The following is a 20,380-nucleotide window of genomic DNA, read 5'->3' on the forward strand; positions in this document are numbered from 1 at the left end:
CGCCCTAGGCGACCCTTGCCGCGGGCGCGGTGAAGGTGTTGCACGCCCCGGGCCGCATGGTGTCGAAGCCGCGCTGCTCCCAGTAGACCCGGTTCTTGGCCTTGCCCTGCCCCTTGTGATCACCCTCCACCGACTTCCAGTCGATGATGAGCTTGGGACCGTAGGCCTTGGTATGGGCGAGAGAGTCCCAGACGCTGCCGAGGAAGGCCCCGGTGAGACAGAGGTTCTGTAGGGAGACCTTCGCGCTCAGGGCCCATCGCTGCTTCTTCGACAGCTTCGCCCCGGCGCGGTACTCCTCGCGGAGAATGCCGGCCAACTGCTGCACGTGATAGGCGTAGCCCATCGTCAGGCTTTCCAGCATGCGCGGGTGGTTGAGCTCGTTGCTCAGCGCCGAGTCAGTGGGGCCGTGGCCCTGTTGGAGGCCGCCGATCAGGCGGAGCGGGCCGCACGCGACGCCGCCGCGGGACGACGGGTGCTCCGGCGACGCCCCGCTCGGCGTCCTGGTGGCCGAGCCCCATCCGCTGGCGGGCCGCCGGGCCGTCGCCATGGCCGACCTCGACGGCCAGGAGCTCCTGTGGTTCGACCGCGCCCTCGCCCCCGGGTACTACGACGATGTCCTCGCGGCGTGCCAGGTGGCGGGGTGGGTGCCGGCCCGCATCAGGGAGCGCGCCGCCCGCGAGGCCCTGTTCGCGGCAGAGCTGCGCCATGGCGGCGACCTCATCGCGCTGCGTCCCGCCTGGGCGGCGATGGCGGGCACACGCTGGGTGCCCCTGGCCGGCGAGCCGCTGCGGGTGCGCCATGTTCTCGCCTTCAGCCCCTGCGATCTCGTCTCCGACCTGCTGCGTGAGGCGTTTCCTCCCGTGGCGGAGGCCTTTCCTCGTGGACAGCGCGTCCCTTGAGGGATTTGGCTGTGTCAGGGAGCCGCACAGATACGAGGAGAGTGATCGACATGGCGCTCGCGCATTGGGGTTTCGTCTACACGGCGCCCGGAGTCAGTCCCGAAGGACACTGGGCGACGGTAGACACCGATGGATGCCGCACGCGGCTGGTCGCCGTCCAGTCGGCCGAGCAGGCGCCGGCCGTCGCGCGGCGGCTCGCCGACGAAGGCGCACAACTGATCGAGTTGTGCGGAGCCTTCGGGCCGGTGTGGACGGCACGGGTGATCGAGGCGCTCGACGGCCGGGTGCCGGTGGGTGCCGTCGGGTACGGGCCCGAGACGGTGGACCAACTCCACGCGATCTTCTCCAGGCCGGGAACGGCGGGCCCGTTGCCGAGCGTCGCGACCAAAGGCTGCGACGTTCGTTCCCCCGTCATACGACCACCTTCGTGATCCGCCGACCGCGCAACCACAGAAGTTTACGTACGGTGTGGTTATGTTCTTCGAGCCCCCCTCGGCGCAGGAAGAATCGACTCGCCCACCCCAGCCTGGGCTGCCGGCTTGGGACGCTCCGCCGGCGGAAGAGATGGGCACGGTGATGGTCAGCGGTCTGGTTCTGGCCCGCAACCCAAATGTCGCCATCACCTTGCCGACGATCAAGGCGTTCAGAACCGGCTGCCTGACGAACGTGGACATCGTCATGAGGCGGCACACTCTGTCCCCCGATGACTTCCAGGCCCTCCAACTATCCGTGTATCCCCACATGATCACCGGGGTGAGCGCAGGCCGGATACCGGACAACCTGCTGCGGTTCGGCGTGCGCTTCGCCGACGGCACCAAGGCCACCACCGTCGGGCAGCGTTTTGACAGAACACAGCTCCCACAGGATCCGCCACCGGGCCCGCGACTTACCTGGCAGCTCGGCGGCGTGTCGATACGCAGCGGTGACGAAGATGCAAGCGTCATCACCATAGGACTGTGGCTTTGGCCCTTGCCACCCCAGGAGAGCTTCGAACTCGGCGTGGAGTGGCCCGTCGGCGGAATCGAGCTGAGCATCGTCAACCTGGACGGCGCGGCCATCATGTCCGCCGCCCAGCAGTCGGTCCCGTACTGGCCGGATTCCACGCAGAGCGAGTAGCCCTCACCAGCGTCGATCGCGGGCGCGCGGACATGCCCTTGCTGCGCGAGTCCGCGATCGTCATGGGGTTCGAAGACCCTCTCAACCTGCTTCGGTATCGGAACGGGTCCGAGTTCGGGCCAGATGACAGGACGGGGTGCCGGTATTGGCCGGTCAGATCAAGCCCGTGCGAGGTTGCCGACCGAACTATGCGCACGCGAGGTTGCCGACCGAACCAGGGATGTGAGCGGTTGTCGGTCGGGGTCAGGCGCGGAGACGGAGGCCGCGGGGAGTGGGGTGGAAACCGGCCGCCTCCAGCGCCGCCGCCAGCGGCGACTCGTTGATCGACCCGCCGTCGGCCCGCTCCACCGTGAGCTTCCCGAGCGCCCCATCCCGTACGGCCAGCGCCAACGCGTCGACCGCAGGCTGCAGCCGTCCGTCGTCGGCGAACGACAGGAGCGTCTTGCCGCCCCTCTCGACGTACAGCACCAGATGCCCGTCGACGAGCACGACCAGCGCGCCCGCCTTGCGACCAGGCTTGTGCCCGACGTCGCCTGGATGCGTGGGCCAGGGGAGCGCTGCGCCGTACGGGTTGGCCGGGTCGGCCGCCGCCAGCACCACCGCGCGCTGCCCCAACCCCGCACCGAGCCCGCGCGAAGCCGAAGGACCCGAGCCGCCGAATGGCCCCGACCTATCGGCAACCCCCGACCCATCGGAAGACGCCGACCCACCGGCGACCCCGGACCCACGGGCGACCCCCGGCCCCCCGGAAGACGCCGACCTACCGGGAACCCCGGATCCACCGGCAACCCCCGACCCACCGGCAACCCCTGGCATGCCGCCAGCCTCCTCGCCGGAAGACGCCGACCCCCCTGGAAAGCCGAGCCCGCCGGACGACGCCGACCCGCCAGAGACACCGGGCTCACCGCCTCCCAGCCCAACGTCTCCGGACCCGCCGGAGAAGCCGGGCCTGCCGGAGGCGTCCGGTGAAAGGGCGCGCATCCGGTCGACGGCCCCGGGCAGGGCGAACTGCGCCCCGCCGAGCCCCTCGACGAAGTAGCCCCGACGGCAGCGCCCGCTCTCCTCGAATGCCCGCAACACCTGGTAAACAGCCGCGAACCCGCCAGGCAGCCGCTCGGCCATCACCGCGCCGCGCGTCACCACGCCGTGCCGTTCGAGCAGGACCTCCGCCTGCGCGTGCGCCCGCTGCGTGGTATCCGGCGACGGCGAGGGCAGCAGCCACCACCGGCCGCCGACCAGCGGAGACCCGCTTCGCGAAGGCAGCACCGCCCGCCGTCGCCGCGTGGTCGCGGGCCGGTGCGCGGGCCGCCCCGAGCCGAGCGTCGCCCTGAGCGGCGCGAGCGTGTCGCCGGACACCCTGCCCGACCAGACGAGGTCCCACAGCGCGGCGGTCAGCGTGAGGTCGTCGAGCGACCCCACCCGGTCGGACAGTCCGCGGAAGAACAAGGCGCCACCGCCGCCGAGGACGTCGAGGACCTGCTCGTGCAGGGGCGTCATGGTGATCTCGGCGGGTGGGGCGAGCAGCAGCGGGGCGGTGTCGGCGAAGTAGAGCGACACCCAGCCGTCGCCACCGGGCAGCGACCCCTGCCCTGCCCAGATGACCTCGCCCGAGGAGGTGAGCTCGTCGAGGAGCGCGGGGTGGTAGCCGGGCACCCGCGAGGGCAGCACCAGCGTCTCGAGCGAGGATGCGGGCACCGCGGCACCCTGGAGCTGCTCGATGGCGTTGACCAGGGCGTCCATCGACCTGGCCGCGCCGATCGCGCCGCCGCCGGCGGAACCTCCCCTGCCGGAGGAGGCGGGGCGGCCCGAGATGCCGTGCCAGCTCGGCGCGAACCGCGCGAGCGTCTCCGGCGGCACCGGCTCGACCTCCTTGCGCAGCCGTGCCAGCGACCTGCGTCTGAGCATCCGCAGCACGCCGGCGTCGCACCACTCCTCACCGCGTCCGCCGGGCCTGAACTCGCCGCTGACCACCCGCCCCTGCGCGGCCAGACGGCGCAGCGCGTCGGTGACCACCGCGACGCCGAGCCCGAACCTGGCCGCCGCCGTACCGGCGTGGAAGGGTGTGCGGGTGCGCGCGTGCCTGGCCACGAGGTCGCCGAGCGGGTCGGCGACGGGCTCGAGGAAGGCGTGCGGCACGCCCACGGGCAGCGGCACGCCGAGCGCGTCACGCAGCCTGGCCGCGTCCTCGATCGCCGCCCACTGCTCCTCACCCGCGATCCGCACGCTGATCGCCCGGCGCGCCCGCTCCAGGTCGGACAGCCACGCGGGGTCCCCGCCGCGCACGCTCACATCGGCCGCCAGCAGCGGCCCGTGCGAGCGCAGCAGGTCGGCGAGATCCTCGGCGTCACGCAGCGGCCTGTCGAGCCTGGCCAGCTCCCGTTCGGCATCGGCGATCACGTCGGGATCGAGCAGCTCGCGCAGGTCGGCCTGGCCGAGCAGCTCCGCCAGCAGTGAGGTGTCGAGCGCGAGCGCCTGCGCCCGCCGCTCGGCCAGCGGGGCGTCGCCCTCGTACATGAACGCGCCGATGTAGTGGAACAGCAGCGACGCCGCGAACGGCGAGGCCTGCGAGGTCTCCACCTCCACCACTCGCACCCGCCGCGCCGCGATGTCACGCATCAGCCGCACGAGCCCCGGCACGTCGAAGACGTCCTGCAGGCACTCGCGCATCGTCTCCAGCACCACGGGGAAGCTCGCGTACTGCGACGCGACCCCGAGCAGGTGCGCGGCCCGCTGGCGCTGCTGCCACAGCGGGGTTCGCTTGCCCGGCGTACGGCGGGGCAGCAGCAACGACCGCCCCGCGCACTCCCTGAAGCGCGAGGCGAACAGCGCAGAACCGCCCAGCTCCTCGGTGACGATCTGCTCGATCTCCTCGGCGTCGAAGGCGGCCACGTCGCTCGGCGGCTCGGCCAGCGTGTCGGGGATGCGCAGCACGATGCCGTCGTCGGAGTGGACGGCCTGCACGTCGACGCCGTAGCGCTCGCGCAGCCGCCGGTTGATGGCCAGCGCCCACGGGGCGTGGACGCGCGCGCCGTACGGGGAGTGGATCACCACTCGCCAGTCGCCCAGTTCGTCATGGAAGCGCTCGACCAGCAGGGTGCGGTCGTCGGGCACGTAACCCGTCGCCTCGCGCTGTTCCTCCAGGTAGGCGAGCAGGTTGCCCGCCGCCCACTCGTCGAGCCCTGCCGCCCGCATCCGCTCGACCACGCCATCCAGGGGAGACACGCCGTCCGCGGACGCCTCCGCCGCGCCCCCCGAGCCGCGGGCGCCAGCCGTACCGGAAGACGTAGGGCCGGAAGTGGTGGTGCCGGAGGCGGACAGCTCCCGCAGGAAGGCTCCGATGGCCCTGCCCAGCTCGGCGGGCCGACCTGGGGCGTCGCCGTGCCAGAACGGCAGCTTGCCCGGCTGGCCGGGCGCGGGCGAGACCAGCACCCTGTCGGCCGTGATGTCCTCGATCCGCCACGAGGTCGCGCCGAGCACGAACACGTCGCCGGCCCGCGACTCGTAGACCATCTCCTCGTCGAGCTCGCCGACCCTGGAGCCCTTCTCACCGACCAGGAAGACGCCGAACAACCCTCGGTCGGGGATGGTGCCGCCGTTGGTGACCGCGAGCCGCTGCGCGCCAGGACGCCCCTGCAGCACGCCGGTCACCCTGTCCCACACCAGCCGGGGGCGCAGCTCGGCGAACTCCTCGCTCGGGTAGCGGCCCGCGAGCATGTCGAGCGTCGCCTCCAGCGCGCTCCTCGGGAGCGTGGAGTAGGGCGCCGCCCGCTTGACCACCTCTTCGAGCTCCTCGACCGTCCAGTCGTCGAGCGCCGTCATCGCCACGATCTGCTGGGCGAGCACGTCGAGCGGGTTGCGCGGATAGCGCATCTCCTCGATCTGACCGCTGCGCATCCTCTCGGCCACGACCGCCGTCTGGATCAGGTCGCCGCGGTACTTGGGGAAGATCACGCCCTTGGACACCGCGCCCACCTGGTGCCCTGCCCTGCCGATCCGCTGCAGGCCGCTGGCCACGCTCGGCGGCGCCTCCACGCAGGCCACCAGGTCGACGGCGCCCATGTCGATGCCCAGCTCCAGGCTGGAGGTGGCGACCACGGCGGGCAGCCTGCCCGACTTCAGCGCCTCCTCGATCTGCGCGCGTTCCTCCTTGGACACCGAGCCGTGGTGGGCGCGCACGATCTCGGGGATCGCGCCCTTGCTCGCCCCCGCCTGCGCCATCATCTCCGCCGGTGGTCGGGTGACAGGGGACTCTTCGGGCGCGGTCTCCCATATCGACAGGTCGATAGGTTCCGTGTCCTGCCGGCGTTCGTAGGCCAGCTCGTTGAGCCGCGTGCACAGGCGCTCGGCCAGCCGGCGCGAGTTGGCGAAGACGATCGTGGAGCTGTGGGCCTCGATCAGATCGAACAGCCGGTCCTCCACGTGCGGCCAGATCGACCTGCGCGCGGGCTCCTGCACGAACGCGTCGGGGTCGGACACCGGCTGCGCGTCGAGCTCCGTCATGTCCTCGATCGGGACGACGACCTCCACCTCGATGCGCTTGTCGGAGGGCGGCTGGACCACGGTCGCGGGCCTCGCGCCGCCGAGGAAGGCGGCCACCTCGCTCACGGGGCGCACGGTCGCCGACAGCCCGATGCGCTGGGCGGGCCTGTCGAGGAGCGCGTCGAGCCGTTCCAGGCTGAGCGCGAGATGCGCGCCGCGCTTGGTGGCGGCCACCGCATGCACCTCGTCGACGATCACCGTCTGCACGCCGCGCAGCGCCTCCCTGGCCTGGCTGGTGAGCAGCAGGAACAGCGATTCGGGCGTCGTGATGAGAATGTCGGACGGCTTGGCGGCGAACCGCCTGCGGTCCTCGGCCGAGGTGTCGCCCGAGCGGATCGCCACCGAGATCTCGGGTACGGCGAGGCCGAGGCGCCGCGCGGTCTGCTTCAGCCCTGCCAGCGGGGCCCGCAGGTTGCGCTCCACGTCGACGGCGAGCGCCTTGAGCGGCGAGACGTAGAGCACCTTGCAGGTCCGCTTCGCCTCCTTGCCCGAGGCGGCGGCGACGGGCGGCTCGGCGGCGAGCCTGTCGAGCGACCACAGGAACGCGGCGAGCGTCTTGCCCGAACCCGTGGGCGCGACGACCAGCGTGTTGTCGCCGCGCGCGATGGACTCCCACGCCCCCAGCTGGGCGGGTGTGGGCGCCGCGAAGGCCCCGGTGAACCAGTCACGGGTCACCCTGCTGAAGTGGTCGAGGGCAGTCACCCCACCATGGTGCCTTCCGGCACCGACAAAACCACATTGGGGGAGGTCAGCGAGGGGTACGACGCCGAGATGGCCTCGCCGATGTACGGCCGCTGGGCCGTACCGGACAGGAGATTTTAAAGATCATTGCCCGCTATTTCCCTTTTTTTCGTTTTTATCCGCATACTGCATGCGTGCATAGCTACGACGAGCGCCTCACCACCCTGGTCTTCGACTACATGAGGCAGCGCCTCGCCCTGGACCCCGTCCCCCTCGACCACCCGGGCGAGAAGGACAAGCTGGATGCCGCGCTCGCCGGGCTCATCACCCCCGAAGGCGCCGACCCCGCCAAGGTGCTGGACGTCTACGACCAGCAGCTCTCGCGCGCGGTCATCTCCGCCGACAGCAACCGCTTCCTGTCCTTCATCCCCGCGGCCCCCACCAAGGCCGCGCTGCTGTTCGACATGGTCGTCTCCTGCGCCTCGCTGCAGGGCATCAGCTGGCTGGAGGCCTCGGGCGCCATCGCGGCGGAGAACCAGGTCCTGCGCCTCATCGCCGACTACGCGGGCCTGCCCGAGACGGCGGGCGGCTGCTTCGTCTCCGGAGGCAGCGCAGCCAACCTGTCCGCCCTGGTCGTGGCCAGGGACACGGCCAACGTGCCGAACGCGAAGATCGCCGTGAGCGACCAGGCGCACTCCTCGATCTCCAACACCCTGCGCATCATCGGCGTCGAGGCGCTCGTCGTGCCCTCGGAGGACCACCGCCTCACGGGCGAGTCGCTGAGGAAGGCGCTCGAAGGCCAGGAGAACGTCATCGGCGTCGTCGCCACCTCGGGCACCACGAACGCGGGCATCGTCGACGACCTCAAGGGTGTCGCGGAGGTGGCGCGCGAGCGTGGCCTGTGGTTCCACGTCGACGGCGCGTACGGCGGCGCGGGCCTGTTCGCCCCTTCCGTACGGCACCGCTACGAAGGCATCGAACACGCCGACTCGTTCGTGGTCGACCCGCACAAGTGGCTGTTCGCCCCGTTCGACTGCGCCGCGCTCATCTACCGCAACCCCGGCCTGGCGCGTGCCGTACACACACAGGACGCCTCTTATCTGGACGTCCTGCACACCGACGGCGGCGAGTGGAACCCCACCGACTACGCCTACCACCTGACCAGGCGCGCCCGGGGCCTGCCGCTGTGGTTCTCGCTCGCGGTCAACGGCACCGACGCCTACACCGAGGCGATCGAGCGCGGGCTCGGCCTGGCGAGGGCGACCGCCGAGCTGATCAAGGAGAGCGACCACCTCGAGCTCATCCGCGAGCCCGAACTGTCCGCCGTGCTCTTCCGCCGTCCCGGATGGACGGCTCAGGACTACTACGCGTGGTCCGAGAGGCTGCTGGCCGGACAGATCGGATTCGTCACCCCGACCGGCTGGGAAGGCGAAACCGTCGCCCGTTTCGCTTTCCTGCACCCCGGCACCACGATGGAGATCGTGAAGGAGATTGTCGCCACCATGCGCGATTGAGACGGGAATCCCGGGGACATAGAGCGGGAGAGGTGAGCGACGTGACCATCGACTACCCGGCCATCGAGGCTGACCGCGAGCGCATCAAGCGGGAGTACCTCCTGCCGCACCGTCCATCGAGCAGCGCACGCGGCCTGCACCACTTCGCGCTGCTCTCCTCCGATGTGGAGCGAACGATCCGCTTCTATCAGGAGCTCCTGGAATTCCCCCTCACCGAGATCTTCGAGAACCGCGACTACAAGGGCTCCAGCCACTTCTTCTTCGACATCGGCAACGGCAACCTGCTGGCCTTCTTCGACTTCCCGGGGCTCGACCTCGGGCCGTACCAGGAAGTCCTCGGCGGGCTGCACCACATCGCGATCTCCGTGGACCCCGCGACGTGGGAACGGTTGCGCGGCAAGCTGGAGATGGCCGGCGTGCCGCACCAGATCGAGAGCGGCGCCTCCATCTACTTCAAGGACCCCGACGGCGCCCGATTGGAGCTGCTCGCCGACCATCTGGGAGAGATGTACGGCTCGCGGGTGTTGTAACCGCCTATCTCCGTGACGCCCTGCGGGTACGCGGTGCGCCTTCACGGGGTTCGCGTCTCAGGTGGCCGTGCCGCTCGGCACGTTCGACCTTCTCCTTCTGTACGGCGAGCCGCTGCTGGAGGAGCAGGCTGCGGCGACGCTCTCGATGTGATCTGGCGGTGGCTGACGGCTTAGGCGCCGTTTTGGGGGATTTCGCCATGCGGTAGGTTCTACCCACTCTGGAGCCGGTTCCATACTGGGGTGCATGCGCCTGACGGAGTTCTGGAGACGGATGCGCGCCCACTTCGGCGACGCCTACGCCGAGTCGTGGGCCAGGGACTACGTGCTCGCCCCGCTGGGCGGCCGCACCGTCGAGCAGGCCCTCGCGCAGGGTGAGAGCGCCAAGGAGGTCTGGCGCGCGGTGTGCCAGGTGGAGAACGTCAACGGCCGTCTTCGCTGACCCGACCGCTCGGGGGGAACGGTGCACACCTGCTCCTGCTGTACGGCAGGCCCGCGGCTCGTCGTCTTCACCGGAGGTCCAGGCTCGGGCAAGAGCACCTTGATCGACCGCCTGGGCCTGCACGCCTCGGAGGAGGCGGGACGGGCGATCATCCAGCACCAGGTGGCGATCGGCGGCTCGGCGCTGCCGTGGAAGGACGTCGAGCTGTTCGCCGAGCTCATGCTGAGCTGGGAACTGCGCTCCTACCGCCTCGCCGAGGGCAGGGAGGGGACGGTCGTCTTCGACAGGGGAGTGCCCGACGTCGCGGGCTACCTGCGCCTGGAGGGCCGCCAGGTGCCCGCTCACGTCGACGCCGCGGCCAGGAGGTTCCGCTACCACCGCACGGTCTTCGTCGCCCCCCCGTGGCCCGAGATCTACGAGAACGACACCGAGCGGAAGCAGACGCGCGAGGAGGCCGAGCGGACCTACGCGTCCGTGTCCTCGGCCTACCTCGATTACGGCTACGAGCTGGTCGAACTACCTCGCGTCCCTGTGGAGGAACGGGTCGCCTTCGTGCTCAGACACCTGCGGCGAGCTTGAGCAGGACGACGCCGCCGATGATCGCGGCGAAGGAGACCAGCTTGGGCACGGTGATCTTCTCCTTGTAGATGAGAGCGCCGAGGATGACGGTGCCGATCGAGCCGATGCCGGTCCAGATGGTGTAGCCGACGCCGACGTCGAGGGTCTTGAGCGCGAGGCTGAGGGTGAAGATGCCGCCCGCGGCGGCCAGCAGGGTGAAGACAGAGGGCCACAGGCGGGTGAAGCCCTGGGTGGCGTTGGTGCCGAGCGCGAAGCCGATCTCGAAGACGATCGCGATGGACAGGTAGATCCAGGCCATGGTGGTGACTCCTCAGGCGGGGGTGGTGGAGGGGGTGAGGCGGTCGGCCAGCTTGAGGCCGAGGACGCCGCCGATGATCAGCACGAACGCCAGGGCCTTGCCGAGCGTCATCGCCTCGCCGAAGATCAAGGTGCCGAACACGACGGTGCCGACGGAGCCGATACCGGTCCACACGGTGTAGCCCACGCCGACGTCCAGCGTCTTGAGCGCCAGGCTGAGGAAGAAGATCCCGCCTGCCGCGGCGGCGATGGTGAGCAACGAGGGGCCGAGCTGGGTGAAGCCTTCGGTGGCGTTGGTGCTGAGGGCGAAGACCACCTCGAACACGGCGGCCACGAGCAGGTAGATCCATGCCATGGGGGCTGTCTCCTTCATTTGCTTGCTTGTGCATGCATATTCTGTGCATACATATAGAGTGGATGTCAACGCAGAAGGAGGAGCAGATGACGACGCTCGACGACGACATGTGGGTCGGGGTGGTACGGCTGCACGCCAGGGTGGAGCACGAGCTGGCGACCGCGTTGCAGCGACACGGTCTCGGTCTGTCGGAGTACAGGGCGTTGTGTCATCTGTCCACGGCCACGGACGGCGAACTGCGCATGCAGGAGCTGGCCGACCTGCTCGGGCTCAACCAGAGCTCGGTCACCCGCCTGGTGGGGCGGCTCGAGGCGGCCGGTCTGACCCGTCGCGACCTGTGCGCCAACGACCGCCGTGGTGTCTACACCGTGATCACCGAGGCCGGCAGGGAACGGAAGAAGGGGGCCGGCGACACCTATGAGGAGACGCTCACGGCGGCTCTCGACCGGGCCGCCGCCGACGGCCTGGGGTCCACCGTGGCGGGCCTGCGGGCGGCGTTCGTCGGCTAGAGAGCTCCGGGTTCGGTGGCTACGGAGCTCCTTCGTCGGTCAGGGGCTCCGGGGTCGTGGGCCAAGGGGCTTCGGTCAGTGAGGTGTGGAGCGCCTCCGCCGTACCGGCGAGATCGTCGGCGTGCCCCTGGCCACCGGGCGACCACAGGAAGACCCACGCGGTCGTCGACGGAGTGGCGAAGATGATGGTCTGACGGCCCGTGCGCGGGTGCCACACCCACAGCACGGGGTCGTCCCCGCCGACCATGCGCCCGACGAGCCCGCAGTCGGGGAGCAACGCCGCGAGCGCCTCCAGGTGGGTACGCCGCTGCCCGGTGTACGTGCTCGTCACGTCGCCGCCTCTCGACCTTTTTCCCAGGATCTCCCCAGGTCAGCGCCATGGCAACAGGCCCGGCGTATTGTCAGGGAATGTCGGCCGGGCTTCGTGGGACGGTTGGCGTGTTCGGGGCGCGATCGAACAGCCGTTCGGCTACCATGAGAAGCGCCGAACCGCGGCTTCCTCGGGTCGGCGGAAAATTGTCGGTCCCACCGCGTAGCTTTCACTCGACCGACCAGACCACGACCCTCCGGGGAGTTCCCATGGCTATCAACGACCGCGAGAAGGCCCTTGAGACTGCCCTCGCACAGATCGAGCGGCAGTTCGGCAAGGGCTCCGTCATGCGCCTCGGCGATGACGCCAGGGCTCCCATCGAGGTGACTCCGACCGGTTCGATCGCGCTCGACGTCGCGCTCGGCATCGGCGGCTTCCCCAGGGGCCGCATCGTCGAGGTCTACGGTCCCGAGTCCAGCGGTAAGACCACGGTGGCGCTGCACGCGGTGGCCAACGCGCAGCGGGCCGGCGGCATCGCGGCGTTCATCGACGCCGAGCACGCCCTCGACCCCGAATACGCCAAGAAGCTCGGCGTCGACACCGACGCCCTGCTCGTCTCCCAGCCCGACACGGGTGAGCAGGCGCTCGAGATCACCGACATGCTGATCCGCTCGGGCGCCGTCGACATCATCGTCATCGACTCGGTCGCGGCCCTGGTGCCCAAGGCCGAAATCGAGGGCGAGATGGGCGACAGCCACGTCGGTCTCCAGGCCCGCCTGATGTCCCAGGCGCTGCGCAAGGTCGCGGGCGCGCTCAACAACACGGGCACCACCGCGATCTTCATCAACCAGCTCCGCGAGAAGATCGGCGTCATGTTCGGCTCGCCCGAGACCACGACCGGTGGTAAGGCGCTGAAGTTCTACGCCTCGGTTCGCCTCGACATCCGCCGCATCGAGACGCTGAAGGACGGCACGGAGGCGGTCGGCAACCGTACCCGCGTCAAGGTCGTCAAGAACAAGATGGCGCCGCCCTTCCGCGTCGCCGACTTCGACATCCTGTACGGCGTGGGCATCTCCCGCGAGGGCGGCCTCATCGACATGGGCGTGGAGCACGGCTTCGTCCGCAAGTCGGGCGCCTGGTACACCTACGAGGGCGACCAGCTCGGCCAGGGCAAGGAGAACGCGCGTAACTTCCTGCGCAACCACCCCGACGTGGCCAACGAGATCGAGAAGAAGATCAAGGAGAAGCTGGGCGTGGGCCCGCGCGTCGACGCTCCCGCCGAGGCCGCCGCCGCTCCCGCAGCCCCTCCGGCCCCCGCCACCTCGGGCCGCGGCTCCAAGGCTTCCGCGCCCAAGCCTGGTGACGTCTGATCCGGCTTGAGTCATGAGCATGTCGTCGGACCCTGACCAGCGGCCACCCGGCTCCACCCCGGAGCCGCCCCCGCCTGACCCCACGGCCCTCCCGCGGGAAGGCCAGGGTCCCGACACCCCCGCCCCCGAGGCTGCACGCGGCTCCCTCGGGGACTCTTCCACTCACCCCGGGGGCAGCCGGAATCTCGGCGACGGGGCTGCCATCACCCGACCCGAGGACGCCCCGACGGCGGCGGACCAGGCCCGGAACGACGGAGACGCCACCGACCGCTCCTGGAGCGACCAGGCCGCCGTCAGCGATCCCTCCTCTGGCGGCTGGAGTACCGGCGACCAGGGATCCAACGGATGGGGCGCCGACGTCCGAGCGCCTGACGGCTGGACTACGCAAGACTCTGACCCTTGGGGCGCGCGGAATGCCGACGGCTGGGGCCCGGGGAACAGCACACAGTCCGACGGCTGGGGCCCGGGCGACCGTGGGCAGCAGTCCGACGGCTGGGGCCCGGGCGAGAGCGGGGAGTCTGATGGCTGGGGCCCGGGTACCGGGACATGGAGCTCCGGAGCCTGGGACACAACCGGTTCCGACTCGAACGCCTGGGATACGAACAGTTCCCATTCGGGCGCCTGGGGCCAGATCCCCGATGGCGTCGCCGACCTCGCCGCACCTCGCTCCACCCGATCGCGTCGCACCGCGAGACCAGCTCCGGAGGACGACCCCGCCCCCGCCTGGCCGTTCGCGGGCACCGGCCCGGCGTGGTCGCCCACCGGCAAGGCCGACCCTGTCGACCACCTCCCCGCCGACCAGGACCGCCCCCACGACGAGCCTCCGCAGAAGGCAGCCGCACGCGTGCCGGATGAGGGGGCCGACTCCGCGCGGCCAAGCGGTGAAGGACTCGACTTCGCGCAGTCGAGCAGTGCAGGGATCGCCTTTCCCGAGGACAACGAGGAAACCGCGTCCCCGCAGGGGCCCGCTTTCGTGCAGGGCGTTGAGGGGGCCGTGTCTCCGCGGGAGCCGTCCCCAGGAAGCGGGGACAGCACCCGGAGCGTGTCTTCGCGGGAGCCGTCTCCCGGCACCGTGGACGACATTCGTGGAAACGCGAGCGCGTCGGTCGACCCCGATCACCAGGTGTCGTCCACGGGTCGGTCCCGTAAGAGGCAGGCCGGGCGGACTGCAGATGAGGCCGACTCCCCAGGGGCAGCGCACGACTGGGGCGCGTGGCCGGATGTCGCGCAGCGGGAGTCCCGCCCGAAGCGTCGATCCCGTACACGCTCGTCGTCGGGTGAGTGGGCCGTTCCCGATGGAGGGCTCGGTTCGGGTGATGACGGGAGCCGCTCATACGAGTGGCTGGACTCAGGTGACGACGGTGGCAGGCCGTACGGGGGGCTGGAGTCCGGAGACGACGGCGACCACCGCAACCGGGGGCTCGGCTCAGGGGATGACGGCTCGTCGGGGCGCCGCAGGACTTCGCGCTCCCGCAAGGGTTCGCGCCGCAACCGGGAGTCCGGCTGGCCTGACAGCGGTTCAGGGACCCGATCCACTCGAGGCGACACTTTCTCGTCCGAGGCTGGGGCGTCGTCATCCGGCGGGTGGGGCGCTGCCCGTTCCCGCGGGCGTGACGGCTTCGACTCCGTGGGCGAGGCACCCGCGTGGGCCAGAGAAGAGTACGCGGCCGACCCGGCGCCTGATGCCGCATGGCCGGCGCAGTCTCCTCGTGACGAGCGTTCCGCCTCCTCTGGGAAATCCGGCTCCCGAGGGGTGAGCGGATCCGGGGCCTCCGTGGGGTGGCCGAAGGTTGTTTCCCGAAACCGCGAAACTGGAGAAGGACACCAGGACGGATCCCAAAGCCGACGAGTTGGTGACCGGCAGCAGGACGTCCCTCGGGACCGAGACCAACAGGACGTCTCCCGCGACCGTGACCACCAGGAGATCCCTCGGGACCCAGCCCAAGGGGACGACGTTCCTCAGGATCGAGGCCAATGGGCTGGAGAACGGCGCCAGGACACCACGCGTGATCAGCAGGCTGGTCAGCGGCATCAGGAGTCGGGAGGCGGTACCGGCGAGCAGGGAGGCGGCCCAGGTCTGGGCAGTCGTGCGTCGGGGGATGAGCCTGACGAACGGCGGCGCGGGAGCCAGGGTAGGCGGCGCGGTGGCGGGTCGCGGCGAGGGGCAGGGAGGCCGCGTTCGGCGGGATGGGCCGATGGGCCGCAAGAGGGGTCCGTGGCTGGTTCCGGTCCCGAGGCGGACGCTGAGTCGGTCGCGCGTGCCATCTGCCTGAGGTTGCTCACGATGGCGCCGAAGACGAGAGCGCAGCTCGCCGAGGCGCTGCGGAAGCGCGACGTCCCCAGGGAAGCGGCGGACGCCGTGCTGGACCGGTTCACCGAGCTGGGGCTGATCAACGACGAGGCGTTCGCCGAGGCGTGGGTGGACTCGCGGCACCACGGGCGGGGGCTGGCGCGCCGGGCGCTCGCGGCGGAGTTGCGGCACCGGGGGGTGGACAGCGACACCGTCAGCGAGGCTGTCGAACGCGTCGACACCGACCAGGAGGCCGAGACGGCACGCAGGCTGGTGGAACGCAGGCTCGCCTCGACCCGTGGGCTCGATCCGCAGGCTCGTACCCGGCGGCTGGCAGGGATGCTGGCAAGGAAGGGGTACGGGGCCGGAGTGGCCTACCGGGTGGTCCGCGAGGCGCTGGAGAACGAGGGCGTCGCCGTAGAGGAGGACGACTTTCCTTAGCACGGTGGGGGACGACTTCCACGGGTCAGGATGGAGGACGGCCCCAGGCCAAGGTGGGGGTCGGCCGGGCGTGGTTGACGCATTGTCGTCGGGAGAAGGTTCGCAGACGTGCGCGTGGTCGGCGATTGGTTGCCGGATGGGGTGATGTGGAGGGTTACGGCCGAAGAAGGGGCGGTCGAGGGTGGGCTCCGCATGATCCACCTCGGTGCTGCGCGGGCCGGTGAGGAAGGTCGCAGGTTGTCCGAAATGATCGGGCTGGATGATGGCCGAATCGGCGCGTACGCAGGCCGGATTCGGACAGGTGTGGCGGGCGGGTAATGAGCCGGTAAGAGCTGCTGAGATCAGGGCTCCTGGCGCGCGTCAGATGCGGATTAGCTGGGTAAATGACGGCATGTCGGCCATTCCAGGCAAGATCGTGCGGTATGTGCTCGATTCGGTAGTGGGACACGCTTGACAGCACGTCTTTGCTTGCCCGTTACCTCTTCGACGCATAACCTCGACGGCAGTGAGGAGTTACTCCGCGCAGTGCGGATTGCCATACCGGTGAACTACGGACGAGCGAGCTCGATTGACCATGAGCGGCAAGGTGTCGGCTGTCCAAGTCGATGCCGGGTCCGCCTTGGCTTGATATTTGTCCTGGTGGAGACACCGATGGGGCGATCCGTGCCGTGCACGTGACCCCTCCTGAGGCGTTTGGAAATTTGTGACGCGAGGAGGGCGGGGCGCACATGGAGACGCCTGTCGTGGTGCTGGCGGTTGCGGTGCTCGTGCTGGCATGCGTGATGATCGTCGCGTTTGTCATACTTCTGCGCCGTACTGCCGCCCTGGCACCGCCCAAGGTGTCCAAACCATCCCCTGGCGAGCTGGCCGAAGTACACGCGGAGCTGGAGGAAGCGCGCCGCGAAGCCGTACAGATCAGGGACAAGGCCCAGTCCGACGCCGTTGAGATCCTGCGGAGATCCGAGGTGGCGGCCGAGACGGCCGCGCAGATGCGGCAGGAGGTCGAGGAGGAGAGCCGCATCCTCAAGACCGAGCTGAAGGAGCTGCGGGCCGACCTGGAGCGGAGAGAGAACCGTCTGGGCGAGCGGGAGCAGCGGCTCGACGAGGAGGCGCGCAGGCAGGCCGAGCGCGGCAGGAAGCTGGCCGAGACCGAGACCGAGTTGGCGGACCGGCGCGAGGAGCTGCTGCAGGTCGAGAACGAGCGCAGGGCCATCCTCGAGCGCGTGGCCGGGCTGACGGCCGAGCAGGCGAAGAACGAGCTGGTCAGGGAGATCGAGAACCAGGCCAAGCGCGAAGCGGCGCTGATCATCAGGGAGATCGAGGGCGAGGCGCGCAAGGAAGGCGAGAAGCGCGCCACCAAGATCGTGACGCTGGCCGTGCAGCGGGTCGCGGCCGAGCAGACGGCGGAGTCCGTGGTCAGCGTGCTGCACCTGCCCGGTGATGAGATGAAGGGCCGGATCATCGGTCGTGAGGGACGCAACATCAGGGCGTTCGAGTCGACGACCGGGGTCAACCTGATCATCGATGACACGCCTGAGGCGGTGCTGCTGTCCTGTTTCGACCCGGTGCGGAGGGAGACGGCGCGGCTGACGTTGGAGAAGCTCGTGCTCGACGGGCGGATCCACCCGCAGCGCATCGAGGAGGCCCACGACCGCAGCCGCCAGGAGGTGCAGGACCTCTGCGCGCGGGCGGGCGAGGACGCGCTGGTGGAGCTCGGGATCACCGACATGCACCCGGAGCTGACGCTGCTGCTGGGCCAGTTGCGCTATCGCACGAGCTACGGGCAGAACGTCCTCAAGCACCTGATCGAGTCCGCGCACATCGCCGGGATCATGGCCGCCGAGCTCAAGATGAACCAACCGCTGATGAAGAGGTGCGCGTTGCTGCACGACATCGGCAAGGCGCTGACACACGAGGTGGAGGGCAGCCACGCGCTGATCGGCGCGGAGATCGCCCGGCGGTACGGCGAGCACGAGGACGTCGTCCACGCGATCGAGGCGCACCACAACGAGGTCGAGGTGCGGACCGTGGAGGCGGTGCTCACCCAGGCGGCCGACGCGATCAGCGGGTCGAGGCCAGGGGCGCGGCGCGAGTCGCTGGAAGCGTATGTGAAGCGGCTGGAGCGGCTGGAGGAGATCGCCACCTCGTTCGAGGGGGTGGACAAGGTGTTCGCCATGCAGGCGGGGCGTGAGATCCGCGTCATGGTGAAGCCGGACGCGATCGACGACATCCAGGCGCAGGTGATCGCACGCGACGTGGCCAAGCAGGTGGAGGAGGAGCTCACCTACCCTGGCCAGATCCGCATCACCGTGGTCCGCGAGTCCCGCGCGACCGAGTTCGCTCGCTAGCGGCGTTTCTTTTCCTGTACGGCAAGGCACGGGAGAGGCCACCGGGGTCACCGGTGACCGCCTGTCCTACCACGCGTGCTCCAGCGGGACTTCGGTTCCCGCCGTCACGTCGGGCATGTTGGCCGGGTTCTTCGAGACCGCGCGGGGCTCTCCCGACTCATCGGTGAACGTTCGTCGAAGGCGACCGTCGCCCGGGGATGATCAGGTGGCTTTCCCGACGTGTGGGAGACGACCGCCGGGGGTGATCAGGTGGCTTTCCCTCCACGCGGGTGAACGTCTCTCGAAGATGACAACCGACCCGTGCAAGCAGCCGTCGGGTGCCGGGGCGGGGACTTCGGGCTATGCCATGGTGAAGATCTGCTGGTAGAACGACAGTTCGGCCGCCAGTGCCGCCGTTCGTGTCTCCGTGCGGCGGAAACCGTGCGATTCTCCCTCGAACGCGAGATACGTGCACGGCACCCCCCGCTCCGACAGCGCGTCCGCGAACGCCGACGACTGCGAGGGCGGCACCACCGGGTCGTCCAGCCCCTGGAGCAGCAGCATCGGGCACGACACCCCGTCCGCCAGCGCGAGCGGCTCCCGGGTGGCGTACAGCGCGGGATCCTCCGGCCCCACCAGCCACTCGGTGTAGCGCGACTCGAAGTCGTGCGTGTGGGCGTTGAGCGGGGCCAGCGCGCTCACCCCGAAGTAGGACACGCCGCCCGCGAACACGTTCGACCTGCAGCAGGCCGCCATCACCGTCCAGCCGCCCGCGCTACCCCCTCGTACGGCGACGCGCGCCGGGTCGGCGAGACCCTCGGTGACGAGCCATTCGGCGGCGGCGACGGTGTCCTCGACGTCGACGACGCCCCACTGCCCGCGCAGCCGGTCGCGGTAGGCCCTGCCGTACCCGGTGGACCCGCCGTAGTTGACGTCGATCACGCCGATGCCTCGCGAGGTGAAGAACGCCTTCTCCAGGTCGAGCGCGGACCCGCTGTGGGCGGTCGGCCCGCCGTGGACGAACACCACGTAGGAGGCGGGGCCTTCGGCGTGGAGCGGTCGGTAGAGGAAGGCGTGCACCCGCCGCCCGAACCTGCCGGTGAACTCGACGGGCTCGGGTGTGGGCAGGTAGGCGACGTCGGGCAGTTCGGCGATGTCGCGTCGCAGCCCCTCGACCCTGCCGGTCACCGTGTCGATCCTGGCCACCGAGCGCGGGATCGCTCCGCCGTACGCCACGCCTGCCAGGATCGTGCCGTCGGCGGACAGGGCCGGGTCCCACCCCGAGTAAGGCACGTCGAGGTCGCGCAGCTCGCCGGTCTCCGGGTCGAGCAGGCCCAGGCGCAAGTCACCCTGCCCGTGGAGCACCGCGAGCCGCCCGTCGGCCATCACGAGGTACGGCCTGCCGCCCAGCTGCCACAGCGGCGACCCGAACTCCTCCTCGGCGGGGTGGAGCGCCTGGGAGGAGGTGCCGTAGATGCCGATCTGGTAGAGGTTCCACCAGCCCGACCAGTCGGAGACCAGGTAGAGGTGGCTGTCGTCCTTCCACGCTGGCGCGAGCACCGACTCGCTGGTTCCGCCCTTGACGGTCCAGGAGTTGCCGTCGGACAGGCGGGTGATGCGCAGCTCGGTCCCGTTCCACGGCATGCGCGGGTGGTTCCAGCAGATGTAGGCCAGGTGCAGGCCGTCGGGGGAGAGCGTGGGGCTGGCGTAGAAGTCGTTGCCGGTCACCAGCTCTTCGGCCGCCCCGCCGTCGAGGGGGACGGAGACGATCGCGCGGGTGACCTTGCCGTCGTGGCGTTCGCGCACGCACCACAGCCGGTCGTCGCCGAGGTGGAGGTCGGCGTAGCGGGAGCCGTCGTCAGGGGTGAGCGGCTCGGGCTCGCCCGAGGTCACCAGGTAGAGGCGCTGGTCGGTGAGGTTGACGAAGACCACACCACGAGGGGTCACGAGGTACGGCTGCCCGCCGTACTCGTGGACCCTGCTGCGGGCGTTCCACGGGGCGGCCAACAGCTCGGTGCGCGTGCCGTCGGCCGCCCGGTGGACGATCGTGGTGCGGCCGCCCTCGTCGGGCCGGTCCTCGGTCCACCAGACCTCGTCGCCTGAGACGGTGGGCCACGCCAGGCGCAGGCCCGAGCTCGCGACGTCGGTGGTGGAGATGGGAGAAGGCCAGAGAGGCATAGCCGC

Annotated in this window: 17 protein-coding genes; 11 read left to right on the top strand and 6 right to left on the bottom strand. The window is 70.1% G+C overall.

The features are described from left to right. Positions 1-4: 4 nt before the first annotated feature. Positions 5-361, bottom strand: a complete 357-nt coding sequence (locus AB0B45_RS41935) for a hypothetical protein (protein WP_358143009.1) — start codon at positions 359-361, stop codon at positions 5-7. On the opposite strand from AB0B45_RS41935, the gene AB0B45_RS41940 reads away from it, so the two are divergent. Genes AB0B45_RS41940 through AB0B45_RS41950 form a run of 3 tightly spaced genes read left to right on the top strand, consistent with a single transcriptional unit; the run spans position 360 to position 2,015 of the window. After that, positions 360-899: a LysR substrate-binding domain-containing protein gene (locus AB0B45_RS41940; RefSeq protein WP_358143011.1), complete on the top strand. Its 540-nt coding sequence runs from the start codon at positions 360-362 to the stop codon at positions 897-899. The two genes, AB0B45_RS41935 and AB0B45_RS41940, sit on opposite strands and share 2 nt — an antisense overlap. A 50-nt stretch (positions 900-949) precedes the next feature. Next, positions 950-1,330, top strand: coding sequence for a DUF6506 family protein (locus tag AB0B45_RS41945; protein WP_358143088.1), 381 nt, complete (start codon positions 950-952; stop codon positions 1,328-1,330). 43 nt (positions 1,331-1,373) lie between these two features. Continuing rightward, positions 1,374-2,015 carry a hypothetical protein gene (locus AB0B45_RS41950; RefSeq protein ID WP_358143013.1) on the top strand — a complete coding sequence of 214 codons (642 nt, stop codon included), beginning with the start codon at positions 1,374-1,376 and terminating at the stop codon, positions 2,013-2,015. A gap of 243 nt (positions 2,016-2,258) precedes the next feature. Here AB0B45_RS41950 and AB0B45_RS41955 read toward each other — a convergent pair whose 3' ends face one another. Further along, complete coding sequence (locus AB0B45_RS41955) at positions 2,259-7,256, bottom strand: ATP-dependent helicase (RefSeq protein ID WP_358143015.1); 4,998 nt, start codon at positions 7,254-7,256, stop codon at positions 2,259-2,261. 173 nt (positions 7,257-7,429) lie between these two features. On the opposite strand from AB0B45_RS41955, the gene AB0B45_RS41960 reads away from it, so the two are divergent. The 4 genes from AB0B45_RS41960 to AB0B45_RS41975 all read left to right on the top strand — a co-directional run bounded on the left by AB0B45_RS41960 (position 7,430) and on the right by AB0B45_RS41975 (position 10,297). Beyond that, positions 7,430-8,749 (top strand): aminotransferase class I/II-fold pyridoxal phosphate-dependent enzyme, encoded by a 1,320-nt coding sequence (locus AB0B45_RS41960; protein WP_358143017.1) that lies wholly within the window; start codon positions 7,430-7,432, stop codon positions 8,747-8,749. 41 nt (positions 8,750-8,790) lie between these two features. After that, a complete protein-coding gene (locus AB0B45_RS41965) occupies positions 8,791-9,279 on the top strand; it encodes a VOC family protein (RefSeq protein WP_358143019.1) in 489 nt (162 codons plus the stop codon). A gap of 244 nt (positions 9,280-9,523) precedes the next feature. Then, positions 9,524-9,718 (top strand): DUF3046 domain-containing protein, encoded by a 195-nt coding sequence (locus AB0B45_RS41970; RefSeq protein ID WP_358143021.1) that lies wholly within the window; start codon positions 9,524-9,526, stop codon positions 9,716-9,718. A gap of 21 nt (positions 9,719-9,739) precedes the next feature. Then, on the top strand, positions 9,740-10,297 hold the full coding sequence (locus tag AB0B45_RS41975) for an AAA family ATPase (protein WP_358143023.1): 558 nt from the start codon (positions 9,740-9,742) through the stop codon (positions 10,295-10,297). Here the strand turns inward: AB0B45_RS41975 and AB0B45_RS41980 are convergent. Together AB0B45_RS41980 and AB0B45_RS41985 are read right to left on the bottom strand one after the other, a co-directional pair. After that, entirely contained in the window at positions 10,275-10,595 is a 321-nt protein-coding gene (locus tag AB0B45_RS41980; protein WP_358143025.1) for a multidrug efflux SMR transporter, read from the bottom strand. The two genes, AB0B45_RS41975 and AB0B45_RS41980, sit on opposite strands and share 23 nt — an antisense overlap. Before the next feature lie 12 nt (positions 10,596-10,607). Further along, positions 10,608-10,949 (bottom strand): multidrug efflux SMR transporter, encoded by a 342-nt coding sequence (locus AB0B45_RS41985; RefSeq protein WP_358143027.1) that lies wholly within the window; start codon positions 10,947-10,949, stop codon positions 10,608-10,610. 86 nt (positions 10,950-11,035) lie between these two features. Between AB0B45_RS41985 and AB0B45_RS41990 the strand changes: the two genes are divergently transcribed. Next, positions 11,036-11,458 (top strand): MarR family transcriptional regulator, encoded by a 423-nt coding sequence (locus tag AB0B45_RS41990; protein WP_358143029.1) that lies wholly within the window; start codon positions 11,036-11,038, stop codon positions 11,456-11,458. Positions 11,459-11,477: 19 nt separating this feature from the next. On the opposite strand, the gene AB0B45_RS41995 is transcribed toward AB0B45_RS41990, so the two are convergent. Next, positions 11,478-11,789 (bottom strand): hypothetical protein, encoded by a 312-nt coding sequence (locus AB0B45_RS41995; RefSeq protein WP_358143031.1) that lies wholly within the window; start codon positions 11,787-11,789, stop codon positions 11,478-11,480. Positions 11,790-12,037: 248 nt separating this feature from the next. Between AB0B45_RS41995 and recA the strand changes: the two genes are divergently transcribed. The 3 genes from recA (at position 12,038) to rny (ending at position 18,217) form a co-directional block, all read left to right on the top strand. Continuing rightward, on the top strand, positions 12,038-13,138 hold the full coding sequence (recA, locus tag AB0B45_RS42000; RefSeq protein ID WP_358143033.1) for a recombinase RecA: 1,101 nt from the start codon (positions 12,038-12,040) through the stop codon (positions 13,136-13,138). 19 nt (positions 13,139-13,157) lie between these two features. Then, positions 13,158-15,869 carry a recombination regulator RecX gene (recX, locus tag AB0B45_RS42005; RefSeq protein ID WP_358143090.1) on the top strand — a complete coding sequence of 904 codons (2,712 nt, stop codon included), beginning with the start codon at positions 13,158-13,160 and terminating at the stop codon, positions 15,867-15,869. 728 nt (positions 15,870-16,597) lie between these two features. Next, positions 16,598-18,217 carry a ribonuclease Y gene (gene rny / locus AB0B45_RS42010; RefSeq protein WP_358143035.1) on the top strand — a complete coding sequence of 540 codons (1,620 nt, stop codon included), beginning with the start codon at positions 16,598-16,600 and terminating at the stop codon, positions 18,215-18,217. A 339-nt stretch (positions 18,218-18,556) separates the two neighbouring features. Here rny and AB0B45_RS42015 read toward each other — a convergent pair whose 3' ends face one another. After that, on the bottom strand, positions 18,557-20,374 hold the full coding sequence (locus tag AB0B45_RS42015; protein WP_358143037.1) for a prolyl oligopeptidase family serine peptidase: 1,818 nt from the start codon (positions 20,372-20,374) through the stop codon (positions 18,557-18,559). Between the last annotated feature and the right edge of the window lie 6 nt (positions 20,375-20,380).

Source organism: Nonomuraea sp. NPDC049152 (genome assembly GCF_040648355.1).
GTDB lineage: Bacteria > Actinomycetota > Actinomycetes > Streptosporangiales > Streptosporangiaceae > Nonomuraea.